This is a genomic window from Bradyrhizobium shewense (assembly GCF_900094605.1).
Classification (GTDB): Bacteria; Pseudomonadota; Alphaproteobacteria; order Rhizobiales; family Xanthobacteraceae; genus Bradyrhizobium; species Bradyrhizobium shewense.
This window is the reverse complement of record NZ_FMAI01000002.1, coordinates 217,950-238,533: the sequence shown is the minus strand read 5'-3', so window position 1 is coordinate 238,533 and position 20,584 is coordinate 217,950. Positions and strand designations below refer to the sequence as shown.

The window sequence follows — 20,584 nt, the reverse complement described above, 5'->3', positions numbered from 1 at the left end:
GCAGAGCCGGGACCCAGAAAGCAACACGGCAAAATGCGGATGCATGGGCCCCGGCTCTGCAGCGCATCACCGAAGAGGTGCTGCGCTGCGTCCGGGGCACGAGAGCGGAGTTGAAGGCGAGACCGGCGACTAGCCCCCGCCCGGATAGTTCGGGCTCTCGCGCGTGATGGTGACGTCGTGGACGTGGCTTTCGCGCAGGCCGGCGCCGGTGATGCGGACGAACTGGGCCTTGTCGTGCAACTCCTTCATGTCGCGTGCGCCGACATAGCCCATCGCGGCGCGCAGGCCGCCGGCGAGCTGGTGCATGACGTTGCCGACCGGGCCCTTGTAAGGCACCTGGCCCTCGATGCCCTCAGGCACGAGCTTGAGCGTGTCCTTGATGTCCTGCTGGAAGTAGCGATCGGCAGAGCCGCGCGCCATCGCGCCGACCGAGCCCATGCCGCGATAGGCCTTGTAGGAACGGCCCTGCCACAAAAACACTTCGCCCGGCGTCTCGTCGGTGCCGGCGAGCAGCGAGCCGACCATGGCGATGTCGGCGCCGGCGGCGAGCGCCTTGGCGAGGTCGCCGGAGAACTTGATGCCGCCGTCGGCGATGACGGGGATGTCGGCCTTCTTCGCCGCTTCCACCGCATCCATGATCGCGGTGAGCTGGGGAACGCCGACGCCGGCGACGATGCGCGTGGTGCAGATCGAGCCCGGACCGATGCCGACCTTGATGCAGTCGGCGCCAGCATCGATCAGGGCCTGCGTGCCCTCGGTGGTAGCAACGTTGCCGGCAACGACCTGCACGGAGTTGGAGAGGCGCTTGATGCGGTTCACGGCATGCAGCACGTGGCGGGAATGACCGTGCGCGGTGTCGACGACGACGAGGTCGACGCCGGCATCGATCAGCCGCTCGGTGCGCTCGAAGCCGGTGTCGCCGACAGTGGTGGCGGCGGCGACGCGCAGGCGCCCCTGCGCGTCCTTGCAGGCGAGCGGATGGGCGACCGCCTTCTCCATGTCCTTGACGGTGATGAGGCCGACGCAGCGATACTGCTCGTCGACCACGAGCAGCTTCTCGATGCGATGCTGGTGCAGCATCCGCCTCGCTTCGTCCTGGCTGACGTTCTCGCGCACCGTGACGAGGCCCTCATGCGTCATCAGCTCGGAGACTTTTTGCCGGCGGTCGGTGGCAAAGCGTACGTCGCGGTTGGTGAGGATGCCGACCAGCTTGCCCGGCGTATTCTTGCCGGCGCCGGTGACGACGGGAATGCCGGAGATGCCGTGATCGCTCATCAACTTGAGCGCGTCCTCGAGCGAGGCATCGGGGCTGATGGTAAGCGGGTTCACCACCATGCCCGACTCGTAGCGCTTGACCTGCCGGACCTGCGCGGCCTGCCCTTCGGGGTCGAAATTGCGGTGGATGACGCCGAGGCCGCCGGCCTGCGCCATGGCGATCGCCATGCGGGCCTCGGTGACGGTGTCCATGGCCGAGGCCATGATCGGGATGTTGAGCGGAATGGCGCGGGTGACGCGCGAGCGGATGTCGACTTCGCCCGGCATGACATCCGACAGGCCCGGCTTCAGCAGCACGTCGTCGAACGTAAAGGCTTCGCGGATGCCCTGAAGTTGCACCGTGGCCATTTGCCAACTCCTTCCTGCGGCCTTGCCGCAAATGCTAATGGATGAGCGCCGCCCTCGGCGTACCTTGCGGCATCGCCTTGAGAATCGGAGCCCATCGGTGGGGTTGACGCGGGTCGATAGCACGGCCGCGTGACGAATCAAAGCAATTCGGACGGCTGGCCAGCCATGCACAGGCTTTTTTGGCGGATTCAGCCGAGCGGCACCCCCACCCACCCAATGTCATTCCGGGTTCGCGCCAAGGGGCGCGCCCCGGAATGACGAGGGAGCGAGAAGTTGCGAACCCCGATTGACGGACGGGAGGGTCACACCGTTGTTACGGGGGACTTAGGTGCTATGCGTCGATCCGCAATGGTCGGGGACCAGTGGCGGTGATAAGCCGCGACTCCACGCCTCTTCCGATTTTCATTACCAATCCGTCATGGTCGACAAGCAACGCATCATTCCGCTGATCGTGGCCACTGCTCTCTTCATGGAGAACATGGACTCGACGGTGATCGCCACTTCGCTGCCGGCGATCGCGGCCGACATCGGCACCAGCCCGCTGACGCTGAAGCTCGCGATCACGTCCTACCTGCTGTCGCTCGCTGTGTTCATCCCGGCGAGCGGCTGGACCGCCGACCGGTTCGGCGCGCGGATGGTGTTTGCGATCGCGGTCGGCGTGTTCATGGTCGGATCGGTCGGCTGCGCGCTCTCCTCTTCGGTCACCGATTTCGTGTTCGCGCGCATCCTGCAAGGCATGGGCGGGGCGATGATGACGCCGGTCGGGCGCCTCGTGCTGCTGCGCTCGGTCGACAAGAGCGCGCTGGTCAACGCCATGGCCTGGGTGACGGTCCCTGCCCTGATCGGCCCCGTGATCGGCCCGCCGCTCGGCGGCTTCATCACCACTTACGCGTCGTGGCACTGGATCTTCCTGATCAACATCCCGATCGGGCTGCTCGGCATCTTCATGGCGCTGCGCTTCATCGACCCGATCAAGAGCGAGGAGCGCGAGCCGTTCGATCTCTACGGCATGGTGCTGGCGGGCATCGGCCTCGCCGGCATCGCCTTCGGCCTGTCGGTTGCCGGTCTCAACCTGCTGCCATGGAGCACCGTCGCCGCATTGATCGCGGGCGGCGCGATCTCGATGACGCTCTACGTCATTCACGCCCGGCGCACCGGCTCGCCGGTGCTCGACTTTTCGCTCCTGAAGCTGCCGACGCTGCGCGCGGCCGTGTTCGGCGGCTTCCTGTTCCGGCTCGGCATCGGCGCGCTGCCGTTCCTGCTGCCGCTCTTGATGCAGATCGGCTTCGGGCTGTCGCCGTTCCATTCGGGTCTCGTCACCTTCGCCTCCTCGCTCGGCGCGATGGGCATGAAGACGCTGGCCGCGCGCATCATCCGCACCTTCGGCTTCCGCAATCTGATGACGGTAAACGCGATCGTCAGCGCGTTCTTCCTCGCCGTCTGCGCGCTGTTCACGGTGACGACGCCGCTGCTCATCATCATGGTCATCCTGGTGGTCGGCGGCTTCTTCCGCTCGCTCGAATTCACCGCGATCAACACGGTCGCCTATGCCGACGTCGAGACCGCGCAGATGAGCCGCGCCACCACCCTCGTCAGCGTCAACCAGCAGCTCGCCGTCTCCGCCGGCGTCGCCGTCGGCGCGGCCTGCGTGGAAACGACGATGTGGTTCAACCATGTCAGCGAGATCGACGCCACCGTGTTCGCCCCCGCCTTCCTCGTGGTCGCGCTGACCTCAGCGGCATCGAGCTGGTTCTTCTGGCAGATGCCCATCGACGCCGGCCACGAAATCTCCGGTCGCAAGGCCGTGGAGATCGCCAGCCGCAAGGGCGCCGGCAAGGGTGCAGAGAAGGCGGCGGTCAAGACCGCGACGGAGGACACCCAGGACGTGCGGGATCAAAGGTTGGGGTGAGTTGGGCGAGCGGGCGCCTCACACTCGGTGTCGTCCCTGCGAACGCAGGGACCCATAACCCCAGGGCGCAGTTGTCGCGCGGGAGAGGTAACTCCGAGTCCCCGTAGTCACATCCGCCTGTGGCTATGGGTCCCGGATCTGCGCTGCGCTTGTCCGGGACGACAGTGGAGATTGGCTCAGGCAGTCCCGCCCCGAAATCCCGTCGCCAGCACGTAGCGCTCCGACGAATCCTGCCGGCTCGCCGCGGGCTTCACATGACGCACCGTCGCGAAATCGCGCTTGAGCTGGGCGAGCAGATCGGCATCGGCGCCGCTCTGGAACGTCTTGGCCAGGAACGCGCCGCCGGGCTTGAGCACGTCGCACGCAAAGGCAGCGGCGGTCTCGACCAGGCCGACGATACGGAGCTGGTCGGTCTTGCGGTGACCTGTGGTGTTGGCGGCCATGTCGGACATCACGAAATCGGCGCCGCCCCCCAGCATCGCGGTGAGCTTGTCCGGCGCATCATTGGCCATGAAGTCGAGCTGCGCGAAGTCGACGCCGGGAATTTCCGGCATTTCCAGCAGGTCGATGGCAACGACCTTGCCCTTGCCTTCCACCGAGCCGACGCGCTTGGCCGCGATCTGGCTCCAGCCGCCGGGCGCCGCGCCGAGGTCGACCACGGCCATGCCGGGCTTCAAAAGCCGGAATTTGTCGTCGATCTCGAGCAGCTTGAACGCGGCGCGCGAGCGATAGCCCGCGGCCTTGGCCTTGACGACGTAGGGATCGTTGAGCTGCCGCTCCAGCCACAGCTTCGACGACAATTTGCGCTTGCCGCCGGTCTTGACCTGGACATGCAAGCGGCCGGTGGTGTCCTTGGCCATCTCACCAGCTCCTGAGCGCGCCGTCCTCGCGCATCATCTCGACCAGCATGCCCTCGCGCAGGCCACGGTCGGCGACGCGCAGGCGCGGCAGCGGGAAGGCGCGGCGGATCGCATCGAGGATGGCGCAGCCGGCGAGCACGAGATCGGCGCGCTCGACGCTGATGCAGCTGTTGCCGGCGCGCTCCTCGTAGCTCATGCCGAGCAGCTTGTTGATGGTCGCGGTGATGTCGGAATCGTTCATCCAGATGCTGTCGATGCGGCGGCGGTCATAGCGCGCGAGGTTGAGATGGATGCCGGCGAGCGTCGTCACCGTGCCTGAGGTGCCGAGCAGGTGCATGTCGGCGAGATCGCCGCCGTGGACTTCGGCGAACGGCGCGACGTGGTTCGCGACCTCCTGCTCCATCGCGGCGTAGATCTCCGGCGTCACGTCGCGGCCGCCGAACTGCTCGGCGAGCGTGACCACACCGTAGGGGATCGACATCCAGGCCTTGATCCGCGGCTCCGGATTTTGCGGATCGCGCTCGATCCGCACCAGCTCGGTCGAGCCGCCGCCGATGTCGAACAGGATCGCGCCGCGGCCCCTGGGGTCGACCAGCGGCGAGCAGCCGAGCACGGCGAGCGCGGCCTCGGTCTCGCGGTCGATCACTTCGAGCTCGATGCCGGTCTCGGCCGCGACGCGGCTGCGGAACCCCTCCGCATTCGAAGCCGCGCGGCAGGCTTCGGTCGCGATTAGCCGCAACCGGCGCGCTTTGCGCAAATTGATCTTGTCACGGCAGATGCTGAGCGCGGCGATGGCACGCTCGATCGCGGCCTCGCTGATGCAGCCGGTCGACGAGACCCCCTCCCCGAGCCGGATGATGCGCGAGAAGGAATCGACGACGCGAAAGCCGTCCTGGGTCGGACAGGCGATCAGCAGCCTGCAATTGTTGGTGCCGAGGTCCAGCGCCGCATAGACGCCGGTTCCCGACGCCCGCGCGCCGACAGCCGATTCGGTGGCCAACGCCACCGCCGCCATCGACCCCTCCAGCTCACCGTGCGGCACATGGCCGTCGCGGAGCCGCGTGTGGTCATTCATACAAACTGTCTTTCCGCGGCCGGTCGGGCCGGTCTGGAATTGATTTTTCGCCTGAAACATTAGCAGCGCAGCCGGCCTGCGCAACAACGCATCACATGGGACCATGCCCATTCGTGCGTTGTCGTGAACGGGGTGGTGGGTTATCTCAATGGAGTCCGGTGCCCCGCTGCCGCGAAAATGCGCAAATGCCGGCTTTTCAGGTCAATTCCATGCAAGAACACACCAAATCGTCCACGCTCGAAAACGCTATTGCACTGCAAAAATATGGCGTCGGGCAGCCCGTCCGCCGCAAGGAGGACGACACGCTGGTGCGCGGCAAGGGCCGCTACACCGACGATTTCAACCTGCCCGGCCAGGCCTATGCCGTGGTCATCCGTTCCACCCACGCCCATGGACTCATCCGCGGCATCGGCATCGATGCCGCCAAGGCGATGCCGGGCGTGCTCGGCGTGTGGACCGGCAGGGATCTCGATGCCGCCGGCTATGGCCCCTTCACCTGCGGCCTGCCGCTGAAGAGCCGTGACGGCTCGCCTTTGCTCCAGACCAACCGCCAGCCGCTGGCGACCGACAAGGTCCGCTTCGTCGGTGATCCCGTCGCCTTCGTCGTGGCGGAGACGCTGGCGCAGGCGCGCGATGCAGCCGAAGCGGTCGAGCTCGACATCGAGCCTCTGCCGGCTGTGACCGATCCTGAAGAAGCGGCCAAGCCCGGCGCGCCGCAGCTCTATGAGCACATTCCTGATAACGTCGCGCTCGACTACCATTATGGCGACATGGACAAGGTCAACGCGGCCTTCGCCAGCGCCGCCCATGTCACCAGGATGGACATCGAGAACACCCGTGTCGCCGTGGTCTCGATGGAGCCGCGCGTCGGCCTTGCCTCCTACGACAAGAAGTCCGAGCGCTACACGCTTCAGGTGCCGACGCAGGGCGTCGCCGGCAACCGCGCCAACCTCGCCAAGAACCTGAAAGTGCCGAACGAGAAGGTGCGCATCCTCACCGCCAATGTCGGCGGCTCCTTCGGCATGAAGAACATCAACTATCCCGAGTACATGTGCATTTTGTACGCGGCGAAGGAACTGGGACGGCCGGTGAAGTGGCTCGACGAGCGCTCGACCGCCTTCCTCTCCGACAGCCACGGCCGCGCGCAAAAGATCCATGCCGAGCTGGCGCTCGACGCCGAGGGGCATTTCCTCGCGGCCAAGCTGTCCGGCTACGGCAATCTCGGCGCCTATATCACCGGCGTCGCGCCGGGGCCGCTCTCGCTCAACACCGGCAAGAATTTTTCCAGCGTCTACCGCACGCCGTTGATGGCGGTCGACATCAAGGTGGTGCTGACCAACACCACGCTGATGGGCGCCTATCGCGGCGCCGGCCGGCCCGAGGCGAACTATTACATGGAGCGGCTGATCGATCGCGCCGCCGACGAGATGGGCATCAACCGGCTGACCCTGCGCAAGCGCAACTTCATCAAGCCGAACCAGATCCCGTTCGCGGCGTCCTCCGGCGTCACCTATGACAGCGGCGACTTCCAGGCCGTGTTCAACAAGGCGCTCGAAATCTCCGACCACGAGAATTTCGCCAAGCGCAAGAAAGAGAGCAAGAAGGCCGGCAAGCTGCGCGGCATCGCGGTCGGCTCCTATCTCGAGGTCACGGCGCCGCCGAGCCCCGAGCTCGGCAAGATCGTGTTCGACGCCGACGGCAGCGTGCAGCTGATCACCGGCACGCTCGATTACGGCCAGGGCCACGCCACCCCATTCGCGCAGGTGCTGAGCGAGCAGCTCGGTGTTCCCTTCGAGAGCGTCAAGCTGGTGCAGGGCGACAGCGACATCGTCCACACCGGCAACGGCACCGGCGGCTCGCGCTCGATCACGGCAACCGGCCAGGCCATCGTGGGGGCTGCCAAGCTCGTCATCGAGAAAGGCAAGCGTGCAGCGGCGCATATGCTGGAGGCGTCCGAAGCCGACATCGAATTCGAAGGCGGCAGCTTCACGATCGCCGGCACCGATCGCAGCATCGACATCATGGAGCTCGCCAAGAAGCTGCACGACGGCAAGACGCCGGAGGGCGTGCCCGATAGCCTCGACGTCGATCACACCAGCGAACCGATCGCCTCGGCGTTCCCGAACGGCTGCCACGTCGCCGAGGTCGAGATTGATCCGGAGACCGGCGTGGTGCAGATCGTGCGCTACAGCGCGGTCAACGATTTCGGCACGGTGATCAACCCGCTGCTGGTCGCAGGCCAGCTCCATGGCGGCGTGGTCCAGGGCATCGGCCAGGCGCTGATGGAGCACATCCGCTACGACGAGAGCGGCCAGCCGATCACGGGCTCGCTGATGGACTACGCCCTGCCCCGCGCCGAGGATGTTCCCAACATGACGGTCGGCGATCACCCGGTGCCCGCCACGACCAATCCGCTCGGCAGCAAGGGCTGCGGCGAGGCCGGCTGCGCCGGCAGCCTGTCGACGGTGGTGAACGCCGTGCTCGATGCGCTCTCGGACCACGGCATCAAGCAGATCGACATGCCGCTGACGCCGGAGCGGGTTTGGCGGGCTATTCAGGATGCGAAGGCGAAAGCTGCGTAAGGGCGTAAGAGCCTACGCTCTCTCCGCCGTCATGGCCGGGCTTGCCCCGGCCATCCACGCGTAAGGGGTTTACACTATCGCCATACCCACAGCTGTCATCGCCCGACTTGATCGGGCGATCCAGTACTCCGAGATAGTCGTGATTCCCGGATAAGCCGCGGGATACTGGATTCCCCGCTTTCGCGGGGAACAACACCGTTTGAAAATCGTCCGGTCATTCCGGGGCGGTCAGCAGGACCGAACCCGGAATCTCGAGATTCCGGGTTCGATGCTTCGTATCGCCCCGGAATGACGGTTGTCTTTTAAGTCGCCGCCTGCTCGCGCGGCTGGTAGATCGCAATGTGCTGGCAATGCGCCAGCGGTGTCGTGCCGTTGGCGACGACGAGCGCGTCGAGCTCGACGAAGCGGTGGCCTTTCTTCTCGTAATTGGCAGTCACCTTGGCCCGCGCGGTGATCTCGTCGCCGGTGCGTACCGCCGACAGCAATTGCATGCGGCTGCCGACGTGGATCCACGGGCCAAGAATGGTGTTGTCGACCAGCACGCGGTTCATGACCCGCTGGATCAGGCCGGGATGGCCGAGCCCTTCGCGCGCAAAGATCGGATCGGTTTCCCTGATGTCGGCGAGATAGTCAGCCGCATCCTGCCCGGCCCAGCGGCGGGGCGTGGTGCCCAGCCATTTGCCCGTCTCGAACGTCGCGGGACTAACCGGCGTGCGCTCGGCCACCACAGGCACCGCGATATAGTCGCTCAACGACACCGCCGGCGCGGCCGCCGGCAACGAGGCCGTGCCTGTCGCACAGAGCTCGGTGCGGCTGAACACCTCGATCGTCAGCAAGCCGTTGTGCTCGGTCGCATCGACATCGGCAGGCTCGCCATCATAGACCGGCTTGATGAAGCGGGCCTCGATGAGCCCTCGTGCCAGAAAATCGCGGCCCCAGCGTGCCAGGGGCACGTGCATCATGTAGGCGAAGACATCGACGCCCGGGACCAGCCCGCCGGAAAACCCGAAGCGGCGCGCCACCGTGTCGTCATGCATCTTGTTTTCGGATTGCTTGGCGGTGTTGTAGGCCTCGACGCGCCAGGTTTCGAGCCGGTTCGGCATGGGGTCATCTTCCCTGTTCTTGTTGTTTCGGGCAGATCGTAGGCCCCGGGGAACACCGGTCAATCCCCTCGCCTTTGCGGCCCGAATGGGGTACCACGCGGCGAATGACTGACACCCTCACCCGCATCTATGTCGACGCCGACGCCTGCCCGGTAAAGGACGAGATCTATCGCGTCGCGCTCCGGCACGGCGTGCCCGTGAGCGTGGTCGCCGGCAATTTCATTCGCGTGCCGCACGATCCGCTGATCGAGCGCATCGCCGCAGGTAGCGGTATGGACGCCGCCGACGACTGGATCGTCGAACGCGTCAAGGCCGGCGACGTCGTCGTGACATCGGACATTCCGCTTGCGAGCCGCTGCGTCAAGGCCGGCGCCGACGTGATCGCCCCGAACGGCAAGCCGTTCACGGAGGAGTCGATCGGGATGACGCTGGCGGTGCGCAATCTGATGACGGATCTGCGCTCGGCTGGCGAGGTCACCGGCGGCCCGCGATCATTCGCACCGCGCGACCGTTCCGCCTTCCTCTCGGCGCTCGACCAGACGCTGCGCCGGATCCAGCGCCGCCGCGCCGATCAGGCCGCAACACATCAAGGCTGATCATGGCGCCGCCGCTGATCCAACTCAAAGACATCAAGCTGACCTTTGGCGGCACGCCGCTGTTGTCAGGCGTCGAGCTCAACGTCGCGCCATCCGAGCGCGTCTGCCTGATCGGCCGCAACGGCTCGGGCAAGTCGACGCTGCTGAAGATCGCGGCCGGCCTCGTCGAGCCCGACGGCGGGACGCGCTTCGTGCAGCCGGGCGCGACCGTGCGTTACCTGCCGCAGGAGCCCGACTTCGGCGAGCACAAGACCACGCTTGCCTATGTCGAGTCCGGTCTCGCCCCCGGCGACGACCAGCACCAGGCGCGCTACCTGCTGGAGCAGCTTGGCCTGACCGGTGACGAGAACCCGCACAATCTCTCCGGCGGCGAGGCCCGCCGCGCGGCGCTGGCGTATGTGCTGGCGCCCTCGCCCGACATTTTGCTGCTGGACGAGCCGACCAACCATCTCGATCTCGCCACCATCGAGTGGCTGGAACAGGAGCTCGACAGCCGCCGCAGCGCGCTGGTGATCATCAGCCATGACCGCCGCTTCCTCACCAATCTCTCGCGCTCCACCGCGTGGCTCGACCGCGGCAAGATCAAGCAGATCGACCGCGGCTTTGCTTCGTTCGAGAGCTGGCGCGACGAGGTGCTGGCGGAGGAAGAGCGCGACCAGCACAAGCTCGACCGCAAGATCGTCGACGAGGAGCACTGGCTGCGCCACGGCGTCTCCGGCCGGCGCAAGCGCAACGTCAAGCGCCTCGGCAATCTGCATGCGCTGCGCGACCAGCGTCGCAACTATCGCGGCACCGCCGGCACCGCCAGTCTCGCGGCGGCCGAAGCGGAGCAATCCGGCAAGCTGGTGATCGAGGCGAAGGGCGTCGCCAAGGCCTATGGCGAGCGCATGATCGTCGAGAATTTCTCGACGCGCATCCAGCGCGGCGACCGGCTCGGCATCATCGGCCCGAATGGCGCCGGCAAGACCACGCTGGTCAATCTGCTCACCGGCGGCGGGCAACCTGATTCCGGCACGATACGTCTCGGCGCCAATCTGGAGGTAGCAACGCTCGATCAGCACCGCGAAAGCCTCGATCCCAAATCGACGCTGGCCGAAGCGCTCACCGGCGGTCGTGGCGACCAGATCATGGTCGGCGGCAAGCCGAAGCACGTCGTCGGCTACATGAAGGACTTTTTGTTCGCGCAGGAGCAGCGCGGCACGCCGGTGGAAGTGCTCTCGGGCGGCGAGCGCGGCCGGCTGATGCTGGCCCGCGCGCTGGCAAAGCCGTCGAACCTGCTGGTGCTGGACGAGCCGACCAACGACCTCGATCTCGAAACGCTCGACGTCCTGGAAGACATGCTCGGCGATTACGAGGGCACGGTCATTCTGATCAGCCATGACCGCGACTTCCTCGACCGCGTCGTCACCTCCGTGATCGCGCCCGAGGGCAACGGCAAGTGGACCGAATATGCCGGCGGCTACAGCGACATGCTGACCCAGCGCGGTGCCGACCTGAAGCGTGAAACGGCGAAGACCCAAGCCCCTGCCGAGAAGAAAGAGGAGCGATCGGCGCCGGCTGCCACATCCGCGCCGAAGCGCAAGCTCAGCTTCAACGAGAAGCATGCGCTGGAAACGCTGCCGAAGAAGATGGAGACGTTGCAGGCCGACATCGCCAAGCTGCAGCGCGTGCTCGACGATCCGAACCTCTACGCCAAGGATCGCCAGAAATTCGACGACACATCCTTCGCCATCGCCAAGGCGCACGAAGAGCTATCGGCGTCCGAAGAGCGCTGGCTCGAACTGGAAATGCTCCGCGAAGAGATTGAACAGGCTTAGTTTCGTAGGATGGGTAGAGCGCAGCGAAACCCATCGCACAAAGGGATTAGGTTATGATGGGTTTCGCTTCGCTCTACCCATCCTACGGATCCGGAAATAGAGAGATCTCATGACAACTCCCCTCGCCGCAAAAATCGCCCGCGAATACGGCACGCCCTGCGCCGTCATCGACATGGACAAGGTCGAACGCAACATCGCGCGGATCCAGAAAGCCTGCGATGAGGCCGGTGTCGCCAACCGTCCGCACATCAAGACGCACAAGAATCCGACCATCGCCAAGATGCAGGTCGCGGCCGGCGCCAAGGGCATCACCTGCCAGAAGCTCGGCGAAGCCGAGATCATGGCCAATGCCGGCATCGACGACATCCTGATCAGCTACAACCTCCTCGGCGAAGAGAAGATGGCGCGCCTCGGCGCGCTCCAGGCCAAGGCCAACATGACGGTGGCCGCCGACAATTCCACTGTCGTCACCGGCCTGCCCAAGGCCGCCGCGGCGTCGGGCCGTCCGCTCTCGGTCGTGGTCGAATGCGATACGGGGCGCAAGCGCGCCGGTGTCGAGACGCCGGCGGAAGCCATTGCGCTGGCGCGCGAGATCGCCGCATCCAAGGGGCTGCAGTTCGCCGGCTTCATGATGTATCCGACCGAGACCGGCTGGGCGGACGCGCAGAAATTCTACGACGAGGCGCTGGCCGGCGTGCGGGCGCACGGGCTGGACGCAAAAATCGTCTCGACTGGCGGCACGCCGAACCTGAAGAACATCGGCAAGCTCAAGGGCGGCACCGAGCATCGTTTCGGCACCTACATCTATAACGACCGCATGCAGGTGGCGGCTGGCTCCGCCACTTGGGATGACTGCGCGCTCCACATCTATTCGACGGTGGTGAGTCGCGCCGCGCCCGAGCGCGGCATCCTCGATGCCGGCTCGAAGACGCTGACCACTGATACCGGCGGTCTCGACGGCCATGGCCTGATCCTGGAGCACCCCGAAGCCAAGATCGCAAAATTCGCCGAGGAGCACGGCTTCCTCGATCTCTCCCGCAGCAACACTCGGCCCAATGTCGGCGACGTCGTCCGCATCGTGCCGAACCATGTCTGCGTCGTCGTCAACATGATGGACGAGGTCGTGATGGTCCGCGGCGAGGAGATCATCGGTACGCTCCCGGTCGCGGCGCGAGGGAAGCTGCGCTAACCGATCAACGCCTTCAGCTCCCGATCCAGTCCGTCGCGAAACAACTTGATCGGACGCGCCAATCGGCCGGCGGGCGGGCGATGCACGATCCATGCGCGCACGGCCGGGTTGAAGCCACGCACCGCGACCGGCTTGAGCTTGTCGCGGAATGCGCTCCGCTTCAGCGCAATCGGCGTCACCAGACCGACGCCGAGGCCGCGCGCGACCAGCGACAGACGAAGCTCGCTGTCGAGCGCCTCCACCGCAATGTTGAAGGGCAGATGCTCGGCATCGAAGCGACGCTTCAGCGCGTCACGAAATCCGCAACCATCCTGGTTGATCACCCACGACATTTGCGACAATCGCTCCAGATCGACGATACGGGACATCTTCACGTCGCGTGCGACGACGAAAATGACCGGCTCCGCACCGAGATCGTCGGCGAGAAGCTCCGCAGGGGGCACAGCGCCATCAGGCAAGCAAATCGCTGCAGCATCGAGTTCGTTGCGACAGACCCGCTCGACCTGATGCGGCGACCAGCCGGAAACGACCCGCACGGCCAGAGCCGGAAATTCGGCCCGCACGGCGTCGAGCGGCGCGGTGAGCCCCGCCTCCGAGAGAAACGGCGTGAGGCCCAGCCTGAACTCACCGCGCACCACCCCATCATTCGCGACGCCCGATTTGAGATCATCCAGCATTCTGAGCAGGCGTCGTCCCTGCTCATAGGCCTCGTGGCCCGCAGCCGTCGGCTTTAGCGGCTTGGAGAGCCGGTCGAGAAGCTGCGCACCCAGCATCTCCTCGAGATTCTGGATGCGCCGAGTTACGCCGGGCTGAGTAAGATTGAGGCGCGCAGAAGCCGCGACGATCGATCCGGTCTCGACCACCGCAACGAAGGCGACGAGGTCATGGGTATTCATAACATACTCGCATATTCTTTATAGACTTATTTGAATTGTAGCATATTAGCCCACCCGCTTAAAGGGACCCGCACCATTGTAGCGAGGGCCGATGACCATCTCCGAAACCACCAGGTTTGCATCTCCCAAACAACTCGCCGAGCGCCCCCTGATCTGGCTCGGCGCGATCACCACTGGCGTCGTCGTCACCAATTTGTTTGCACCGCAAATTCTGGTTGGCCTGATCGGCGGCTCCCTGGGCATGGCGCCTTGGCAGGCCGGCCTCGTCAGTACGTTGACGCTGCTCGGCTATGCACTCGGTCTCCTGCTCCTCGTCCCGCTCGTCGATCTCGTCGAGAACAGGCGCCTCATCCTGCGGACGCTCGGCTGCGCCATCCTTGCCGCACTTGCGACAGCACTGGCGCCGACGCCGTTGCTTCTGCTGCTTGCCACGTTCGTTCTCGGTGCCTCCTGCGCGGCGATCCAGATGGTGGTCCCGCTGGTCGCGTCCATGGTGGCGCCGGAGCGTCGTGGCCAGGTCATCGGCGAGGTCATGAGCGGATTGATGATCGGCATCCTGTTGTCGCGGCCAGCGGCAAGCCTGATTGCCGATCTCTGGAGCTGGCGCACCTACTACGTTGTCTCGGCAGGTCTTATGGCGCTCCTCGCCGGCGCGCTCGGCCGCTATCTGCCAGCACTTCAGCCCACTGCGCGCGCGAGCTACCGCGAATTGCTCCGCTCCTTCCCAAGGTTGTTGCGGGAAGAGCCCGTACTCCGCGTACGAGCCTGGACCGCAGCGCTGGTCATGGCGTCCTTCACCGCCTTCTGGGCCGCGGTGGCGCTGCGGCTGCCGGACGCGCCGTTCGCCCTGGACATCAAGGGAATTGCCGCTTTCGCTTTGATCGGCGTGGCCGGCGCTGCGGCAACGCCACTGGCCGGCCGCTGGGGCGATAAGGGCTGGGCCCGCCCCATGTTCGTCGCAGCCCATACCCTCATCATCGGCTCGCTCGCGCTCTGTGCCTGGGCCGGCGTGCTGGAATCCCGCAACGCCGCTCTGCTGGTGTTGAGCCTGGGCACGATCCTGCTCGACATCGGTATCACCACCGACCAGACGCTTGGCCGCCGCGCCATCAATCTGCTGCGCCCCGAGGCGCGCGGCCGCATCAACGGCCTGTTCGTCGCACTGTTCTTCATCGGCGGCGGCGTGGGTGCAGCGGCCGCATCCGTTGCCTGGAGTTACGGCGGCTGGACGCTGGTCTGCGCGGTCGCGGCGAGCTTCGGCGCGCTCGGACTCGTTACCGATCTCGCGACCCGGACCGGAACGTCATGATCCCCGAAATCAGGACGACGATTGCGCGAGCCACTGCAACACGCCCCGTGCCGCGGCCGCGCCCGTCGCAAAAGACGCCTGCAGCAGATATCCGCCCGTGGGCGCCTCCCAGTCCAGCATCTCGCCCGCGGCAAACACGCCGGGCAGTTTGCGCAGCATGAAGTGGTCGTCGAGCTCGTCGAAGGTGATACCGCCCGCAGTCGAGATCGCGCGATCGATCGGGGCAACGCCGGTGAGCCGCACCGGAATGGCGTTGATCAGATGCGCAAGCTCGGCCGGCGAGAGCGCGGCCAGTGGTCGGCTGGACACGATGGCGGCCTCCTGCATCAGGCCGATGCCGACCGGCGACACTTGCGCCGCCTTGCGCAGGAAGTTCGCGAGCGATTGCTTGCCGCGTGTCCCTGATAGCCGCGCGGTCAGAGCGGCGGCCTCGAGGTCGGGCCGCAATGCGATCGAAAGCGTCGCCTGCCCGACACTGAGCACCGCCTCGCGCAGTTCCGCCGACAGTGCGTAGATCGCGCCGCCTTCGATGCCGCTACGCGTGATCGTGGCTTCGCCCCGCACCGTATGCGCGCCGATCGTCAGCGCCACGCCCTTGAGCGGCTGGCCCTCAAAACGATCGCGGAACACATTTGACCAGGCGACTGTGAAGCCGGAATTGGCTGGCCGCAGCTTTGAGATGGCAACGCCTTTTGCGGCAAGGAGCTCGACCCAGCCGCCATCCGATCCGAGCCGCGGCCAGCTGGCGCCGCCAAGCGCGAGGACCGTGGCGCTGGCAGTGACGGCCGCTGCGCCATCGGGCGCTCGAAACACCAGGCGCTCCTCACCGTCCCAGCCGGTCCAGCGATGGCGAAAGGCAAACCGCACGCCGCTGGCATCGAGCCGCCGCAGCCAGGCGCGCAGCAACGGCGAGGCCTTGAACGCTTTCGGAAACACCCGCCCGCTGGTGCCGACGAAGGTCGGCTCGCCCAGGGCTTCGCTCCACGCGCGCAGCGCCTCGGGCGAAAACGCCTCGATCGCGGCTTGCAGCCTCGGGGCTGCCTCGCGATAGCGCGCCATGAACTGCGGCAGCGGCTCGCTGTGGGTGAGGTTGAGCCCGCCGCGGCCGGCCATCAGGAATTTTCGACCCGCGGACGGCATCGCGTCGTACACGGTGACGCGGGCACCGCCCTGCGCCAACACTTCCGCCGCCATCAGCCCGGCGGGACCGGCCCCGATGACGGCGGTGTCAGTCAGAGCTTGATCCCCGCCCGCGCCGCGGCCTGCGCCACGTATTTCTGCGTCTGCTCGAACGCCCCGGTCAGCGCCTTGGCTTTCGACATGTCGCTGATCTCCGCGAAATGCGCGGCGACCGCGTCCGGCGTCCATTCGGACTCCGGCAGGTTGATGCCTTCGCTCTCCACGATCTTGATCACCGCGAAGGAGCCCGCGCCGGCGCCCATGATGGTGCGGGTCGGCGCGTCCTCGCTCAGCATGTACTCGACCGCCGGCGTGATTGCGTTCGGCTTCATCAGCTGCAGCGCCTGCGGAGGCAACAGCTCTTCCGTCATGCGGGTCGCGGCCGTCGGCGAGATGATGTTGACGCGGATGTCAGACTTGCGGCCTTCCTCGGCGAGCACGTTCATCAGACCGACCATGCCCGACTTCGCCGCGCCATAATTGGCTTGGCCGAAATTGCCGTAGAGGCCGGAGGACGACGTCGTCAGCACGATGCGGCCATAGTTGCGGTCGCGCATGCCGGCCCAGGCCGCCTTGCAGCAATAGAAGGTGCCGACGAGATGCACGTCGAGCACCTTCTGGAAGTCGGCCGCTTCCATCTTGCCGAACGACTTGTCGCGCAGGATTCCGGCATTGGCGCACAAGAGATCAACGCTGCCCCACTCCTTGGTGGCGCGCTCGACCATGGCGGTGACCTGTTCGAAATTCGAGACGTCGGCGCCATCCGCCATCGCGGTGCCACCGGCTTTGCGGATTTCCTCGACCACGGTCTCGGCCGGCGACAGCGAGCCACCGGTGCCGTCACGCGCGCCGCCGAAATCGTTGACGACGACCTTGGCGCCGCGGCTAGCCAATCCCAGCGCATGCGCGCGCCCCAGACCATTGCCCGCGCCGGTGACGATGGCGACGCGTCCGTCGAACCTGATTGCCATGATGTAGTTCCTGCTTCTTCTTCCTTCTCCCCTTGTGGGAGAAGGTGGCGCGAAGCGCCGGATGAGGGGTTTGCTTCTACAGGCGAGCCCGCGGAGAGATACCCCTCACCCGGCTTCGCTCTGCGAAGCCACCCTCTCCCACAAGGGGAGAGGGTGAAATCGCGCGTTGCGTCGCTTTTGAGCAGCGATGGGTTGCCGGGTCAAGCCCGGCAACGACGCCTCGGGCCTAGGCGAAATAGATCAACCCCAGCCATTCCGCGACCAGCGCGGGCTTGTCCTCGCCTTCGATCTCAACGGTGACGTTGGTGCGGGACTGCAATTCATTAGGCTTGCGGAGCTTGGCTTCGGCCAGCACGAAACGGCCGCGAACGCGCTTGCCCGAGCGGACCGGCGAGATGAAGCGCAGCTTGTCGAAGCCGTAGTTCACGCCCATCGTGGTCCCCGCGATCACGGGCATCACCTCATAGGACATGATCGACAGCAGCGACATCGTGAGGAAGCCGTGCGCGATGGTGGTGCCGAAGGCGGTTTCCTTCTTGGCACGTTCAGGGTCGACGTGGATGAACTGGTGATCCTCGATCACGTCGGCATAGGTGTCGATGCGCGGCTGATCGATCAAGTGCCACGACGACACGCCGATCTCCTTGCCGACCATGGCCTGATAGGCTTCCAAGGAAATCGGCGGCTTCTTCCAGACTTCGTTCACTTAGGTCTCACTCCGTGTTTTCGGCAGTTCCGGAAAATCCTCCTCACGGAATTCCCGGCCGCGCAGCGGATCGTTGCGATCATCGTCGCGCTCCAGCCTGCGTAGCTGCACCCGGCGGATTTTTCCAGAGATCGTCTTCGGCAGCTCGGTGACGATTTCAAGGCGGCGGATGCGCTTGAAGGGCGCAAGGCGCGTGTGCAGGTGCTGGAAGATCGACAGCGCGGTCTCAGGCGTCCGCTCCGCGCCCGAGGTCAGCAGCACGAACGCCTTGGGGATCGCGAGCCGGATCGGATCCGGGCTCGGCACCACCGCGGCTTCTGCGACCAGCTCATGCTCGAGCAACACGCTCTCCAGCTCGAACGGGCTGATACGGTAATCCGACGACTTGAACACGTCGTCGGAGCGGCCGACAAAGGTAAGATAGCCCTCGTCGTCTTCGAACACGACATCGCCGCTGCGATAGAGCTCGCCTTCGGCACCGGAGAGCTTGCCGTCGTCGCTCTGATAACCCTGCATCAGGCCGGCGGGCCTCTCGGTGCCGAGCACCAGCGTGACCTCGCCTTCCTTCGCCTTGTTGCCGTCGGCATCGCTGATCTGCACGCGATAGCCCGGCAGCGGCCGGCCCATCGAGCCGATCTTGATCTTCTGGCCCGGCGAGTTGCCGGCAAGCGCCGTGGTTTCGGTCTGGCCATATCCGTCACGGATGGTGAGGCCCCAGGCCGCCCGCACCTGGTCGATCACTTCAGGGTTGAGCGGCTCGCCGGCGCCGCAGACCTCGCGCAAGTTCACCTTGAAGGACGCCAGGTCCTCCTGGATGAACAGCCGCCACACCGTCGGCGGCGCGCACAGCGTGGTGACGCCGCAGCGGCCGATGGTGGCAAGCAGGCCCTTGGCATCGAAGCGCGGCTGGTTGACCACGAACACGGTGGCGCCCGCGTTCCACGGCGCGAAGAAGCAGCTCCAGGCATGCTTGGCCCAGCCGGGCGAGGAGATGTTGAGATGGACGTCGCCGGGCTTCAGCCCGATCCAGTACATGGTCGACAGATGCCCGACCGGATAGCTGCGCTGGCTGTGCCGGACAAGTTTTGGTTTTGCAGTGGTCCCCGAGGTAAAGTAGAGCAGCATCGGGTCGTCGGCATTAGTCGGGCCGTCGGCGCTAAAACTCCCCGGCGCCTTTGCGGCCTCATCATATGAGAGCCATCCGTCGTGAGCCGTGCCGACCACGATGCGAACGATGTTCTCCGCACCAAGACTTTCGAATTTAAGACTTGCGAATTTCCCGACCTGATCCTCGGCGGCCACCACCGCCCTCGCCTTGCCGCGATCGAGGCGATCGCGGAGCTCCTCCGCGGTTAGCAGCGTGGTCGCGGGGATCACGACGACGCCGAGCTTCATCGCCGCCAGCATCGTCTCCCACAGCGGAACCACGTTGCCGAGCAGCAGCAGAAGATGATCGCCGCGCTTCAGGCCCTGCGCGCGGAGAAAATTCGCGACCTGGTTCGAGCGCTTCGAGAGCGCCGCGAAGGACAGTTTTGTCTGCCGGTCCTGCGCGGCATCGACGATCCAGAGCGCGGGCCGGTCCTTGGCTTCGGCGTCCTTCGCGAGCTCGTCGAACCAGTCGAGCGCCCAGTTGAAGGGAACCGGATCCGGCCAGCGGAAGCCTTTGACCGCTGTCTCGTAATCCGTGCGGTGCTTGAGCAGAAACGCGCGCGCGTCCTGAAATGTCGTCATGGTTCGGGCCCGTCGAATTGATGTTCGAGCGTAGCCCGGATGGAGCGAAGCGCAATCCGGGGCCGGCTACGCCATTGGAAGCAGCTGTCCCGGATTTCGCTTCGCTCCATCCGGGCTACGAAGCCTCGCTATTTTCCAGCGAGGCTGCGAACGTGCTTGATAATTCCGGAAAAATCCACCCCACCTTGCCCGGCTGCGTCGAAAGACTGATAGATCTCCTGCGCATGCTTGCCGAGCGGGGTGGCCGCGCCCGCAGCCTTCGCGGCGTCCTGCGCCAGCGTCAGATCCTTCACCATCAGGGCCGAGGCAAAGCCCGGCTTGTAGTCGTTGTTCGCGGGCGAGGTCGGCACCGGGCCCGGCACGGGGCAATAGGTCGTCAGCGACCAGCACTGGCCCGACGAGGTCGAGGCGACGTCGAACAGCGCCTGATGCGAGAGCCCGAGCTTCTCGCCGAGTGCAAACGCCTCGCTCACTGCGATCATGGAGATGCCGAGGATCATGTTGTTGCAGATCTTGGCCGCCTGCCCTGCGCCGGCCCCGCCGCAGTGCACGATCTTCTTGCCCATGTTCTCCAGCACCGGCTTTGCCGCCGCGAATGCGTTCTCCTCGCCGCCGCACATGAAGGTGAGCGTCGCGCCCTTGGCGCCGCCGGTGCCGCCGGAGACTGGCGCGTCCACCGAGAGCACGCCGTGCTTGCCGGCGAGCGCATGCGCCTGCCGCGCACTCTCGACGTCGATGGTGGAGCTATCGATGACCAGCGCACCCTTGGTCATCGCGGGAAGGATTTCGTTCCAGACGCCGAGCACATGCTTGCCGGCCGGCAGCATGGTGACGACGACATCGGCGCCCTTCACCGCGCCCGCGGCGCTGTCGGCGATGCCGGCGCCGTCGGCCTTGGCCTGATTGCGCGAGGCTTCGACGAGATCGAACGCCACCACCTTGTGGCCCGCCTTGACCAGATTGGCCGCCATCGGGCCGCCCATGTTGCCGAGACCGATGAATGCGATCGTGGCCATTGTCGTTTCCTCCGCTTCAATC

The 20,584-nt window shown here is 65.7% G+C and carries 16 protein-coding genes; 6 read left to right on the top strand and 10 right to left on the bottom strand.

Annotation, left to right across the window (positions count from 1 at the left end):
* Window positions 1-129: 129 nt before the first annotated feature.
* Window positions 130-1,623 (bottom strand): IMP dehydrogenase, encoded by a 1,494-nt coding sequence (guaB, locus tag GA0061098_RS05270; protein ID WP_091954464.1) that lies wholly within the window; start codon window positions 1,621-1,623, stop codon window positions 130-132.
* Between the two features lie 418 nt (window positions 1,624-2,041).
* Between guaB and GA0061098_RS05265 the strand changes: the two genes are divergently transcribed.
* Window positions 2,042-3,532 (top strand): DHA2 family efflux MFS transporter permease subunit, encoded by a 1,491-nt coding sequence (locus GA0061098_RS05265; RefSeq protein WP_091954461.1) that lies wholly within the window; start codon window positions 2,042-2,044, stop codon window positions 3,530-3,532.
* Between the two features lie 176 nt (window positions 3,533-3,708).
* Here the strand turns inward: GA0061098_RS05265 and GA0061098_RS05260 are convergent, their stop codons facing one another.
* Together GA0061098_RS05260 and GA0061098_RS05255 are read right to left on the bottom strand one after the other, a co-directional pair.
* Window positions 3,709-4,392: an RlmE family RNA methyltransferase gene (locus GA0061098_RS05260; protein ID WP_091954459.1), complete on the bottom strand. Its 684-nt coding sequence runs from the start codon at window positions 4,390-4,392 to the stop codon at window positions 3,709-3,711.
* 1 nt (window position 4,393) lies between these two features.
* A complete protein-coding gene (locus GA0061098_RS05255) occupies window positions 4,394-5,467 on the bottom strand; it encodes a Ppx/GppA phosphatase family protein (protein WP_091955183.1) in 1,074 nt (357 codons plus the stop codon).
* A 209-nt stretch (window positions 5,468-5,676) separates the two neighbouring features.
* On the opposite strand from GA0061098_RS05255, the gene GA0061098_RS05250 reads away from it, so the two are divergent.
* Entirely contained in the window at window positions 5,677-8,049 is a 2,373-nt protein-coding gene (locus tag GA0061098_RS05250; RefSeq protein WP_091955180.1) for a xanthine dehydrogenase family protein molybdopterin-binding subunit, read from the top strand.
* A 302-nt stretch (window positions 8,050-8,351) separates the two neighbouring features.
* Here GA0061098_RS05250 and GA0061098_RS05245 read toward each other — a convergent pair whose 3' ends face one another.
* Window positions 8,352-9,152, bottom strand: a complete 801-nt coding sequence (locus GA0061098_RS05245; protein ID WP_091954456.1) for a hotdog family protein — start codon at window positions 9,150-9,152, stop codon at window positions 8,352-8,354.
* 104 nt (window positions 9,153-9,256) lie between these two features.
* On the opposite strand from GA0061098_RS05245, the gene GA0061098_RS05240 reads away from it, so the two are divergent.
* From GA0061098_RS05240 to GA0061098_RS05230, 3 genes are all read left to right on the top strand, one after another.
* Window positions 9,257-9,748, top strand: a complete 492-nt coding sequence (locus tag GA0061098_RS05240; protein ID WP_091954453.1) for a YaiI/YqxD family protein — start codon at window positions 9,257-9,259, stop codon at window positions 9,746-9,748.
* A 2-nt stretch (window positions 9,749-9,750) separates the two neighbouring features.
* Window positions 9,751-11,565 carry an ABC-F family ATP-binding cassette domain-containing protein gene (locus GA0061098_RS05235; RefSeq protein WP_091954450.1) on the top strand — a complete coding sequence of 605 codons (1,815 nt, stop codon included), beginning with the start codon at window positions 9,751-9,753 and terminating at the stop codon, window positions 11,563-11,565.
* Between the two features lie 109 nt (window positions 11,566-11,674).
* Window positions 11,675-12,754, top strand: coding sequence for a D-TA family PLP-dependent enzyme (locus GA0061098_RS05230; RefSeq protein ID WP_091954446.1), 1,080 nt, complete (start codon window positions 11,675-11,677; stop codon window positions 12,752-12,754).
* Here the strand turns inward: GA0061098_RS05230 and GA0061098_RS05225 are convergent.
* A complete protein-coding gene (locus tag GA0061098_RS05225; RefSeq protein WP_091954443.1) occupies window positions 12,751-13,650 on the bottom strand; it encodes a LysR family transcriptional regulator in 900 nt (299 codons plus the stop codon). The genes GA0061098_RS05230 and GA0061098_RS05225 overlap by 4 nt on opposite strands.
* 91 nt (window positions 13,651-13,741) lie before the next feature.
* On the opposite strand from GA0061098_RS05225, the gene GA0061098_RS05220 reads away from it, so the two are divergent.
* The gene (locus tag GA0061098_RS05220) at window positions 13,742-14,959 is read left to right on the top strand and encodes an MFS transporter (RefSeq protein WP_091954440.1); all 1,218 of its coding nucleotides are present in this window, start codon (window positions 13,742-13,744) and stop codon (window positions 14,957-14,959) included.
* A 9-nt stretch (window positions 14,960-14,968) separates the two neighbouring features.
* Here GA0061098_RS05220 and GA0061098_RS05215 read toward each other — a convergent pair whose 3' ends face one another.
* From GA0061098_RS05215 to mmsB, 5 genes are all read right to left on the bottom strand, one after another.
* Window positions 14,969-16,195, bottom strand: coding sequence for a BaiN/RdsA family NAD(P)/FAD-dependent oxidoreductase (locus GA0061098_RS05215; RefSeq protein ID WP_091955178.1), 1,227 nt, complete (start codon window positions 16,193-16,195; stop codon window positions 14,969-14,971).
* Window positions 16,192-17,109: an SDR family NAD(P)-dependent oxidoreductase gene (locus GA0061098_RS05210; protein ID WP_018319886.1), complete on the bottom strand. Its 918-nt coding sequence runs from the start codon at window positions 17,107-17,109 to the stop codon at window positions 16,192-16,194. Before GA0061098_RS05210 ends, GA0061098_RS05215 begins: the two co-directional genes overlap by 4 nt.
* A gap of 226 nt (window positions 17,110-17,335) precedes the next feature.
* Window positions 17,336-17,815 carry a MaoC family dehydratase gene (locus GA0061098_RS05205; RefSeq protein WP_028145119.1) on the bottom strand — a complete coding sequence of 160 codons (480 nt, stop codon included), beginning with the start codon at window positions 17,813-17,815 and terminating at the stop codon, window positions 17,336-17,338.
* The gene (locus tag GA0061098_RS05200; protein WP_091954437.1) at window positions 17,816-19,546 is read right to left on the bottom strand and encodes an AMP-binding protein; all 1,731 of its coding nucleotides are present in this window, start codon (window positions 19,544-19,546) and stop codon (window positions 17,816-17,818) included. It lies immediately after the preceding gene.
* 128 nt (window positions 19,547-19,674) lie between these two features.
* Window positions 19,675-20,583 (bottom strand): 3-hydroxyisobutyrate dehydrogenase, encoded by a 909-nt coding sequence (gene mmsB, locus GA0061098_RS05195; protein ID WP_338307191.1) that lies wholly within the window; start codon window positions 20,581-20,583, stop codon window positions 19,675-19,677.
* Window position 20,584 lies beyond the last annotated feature (1 nt).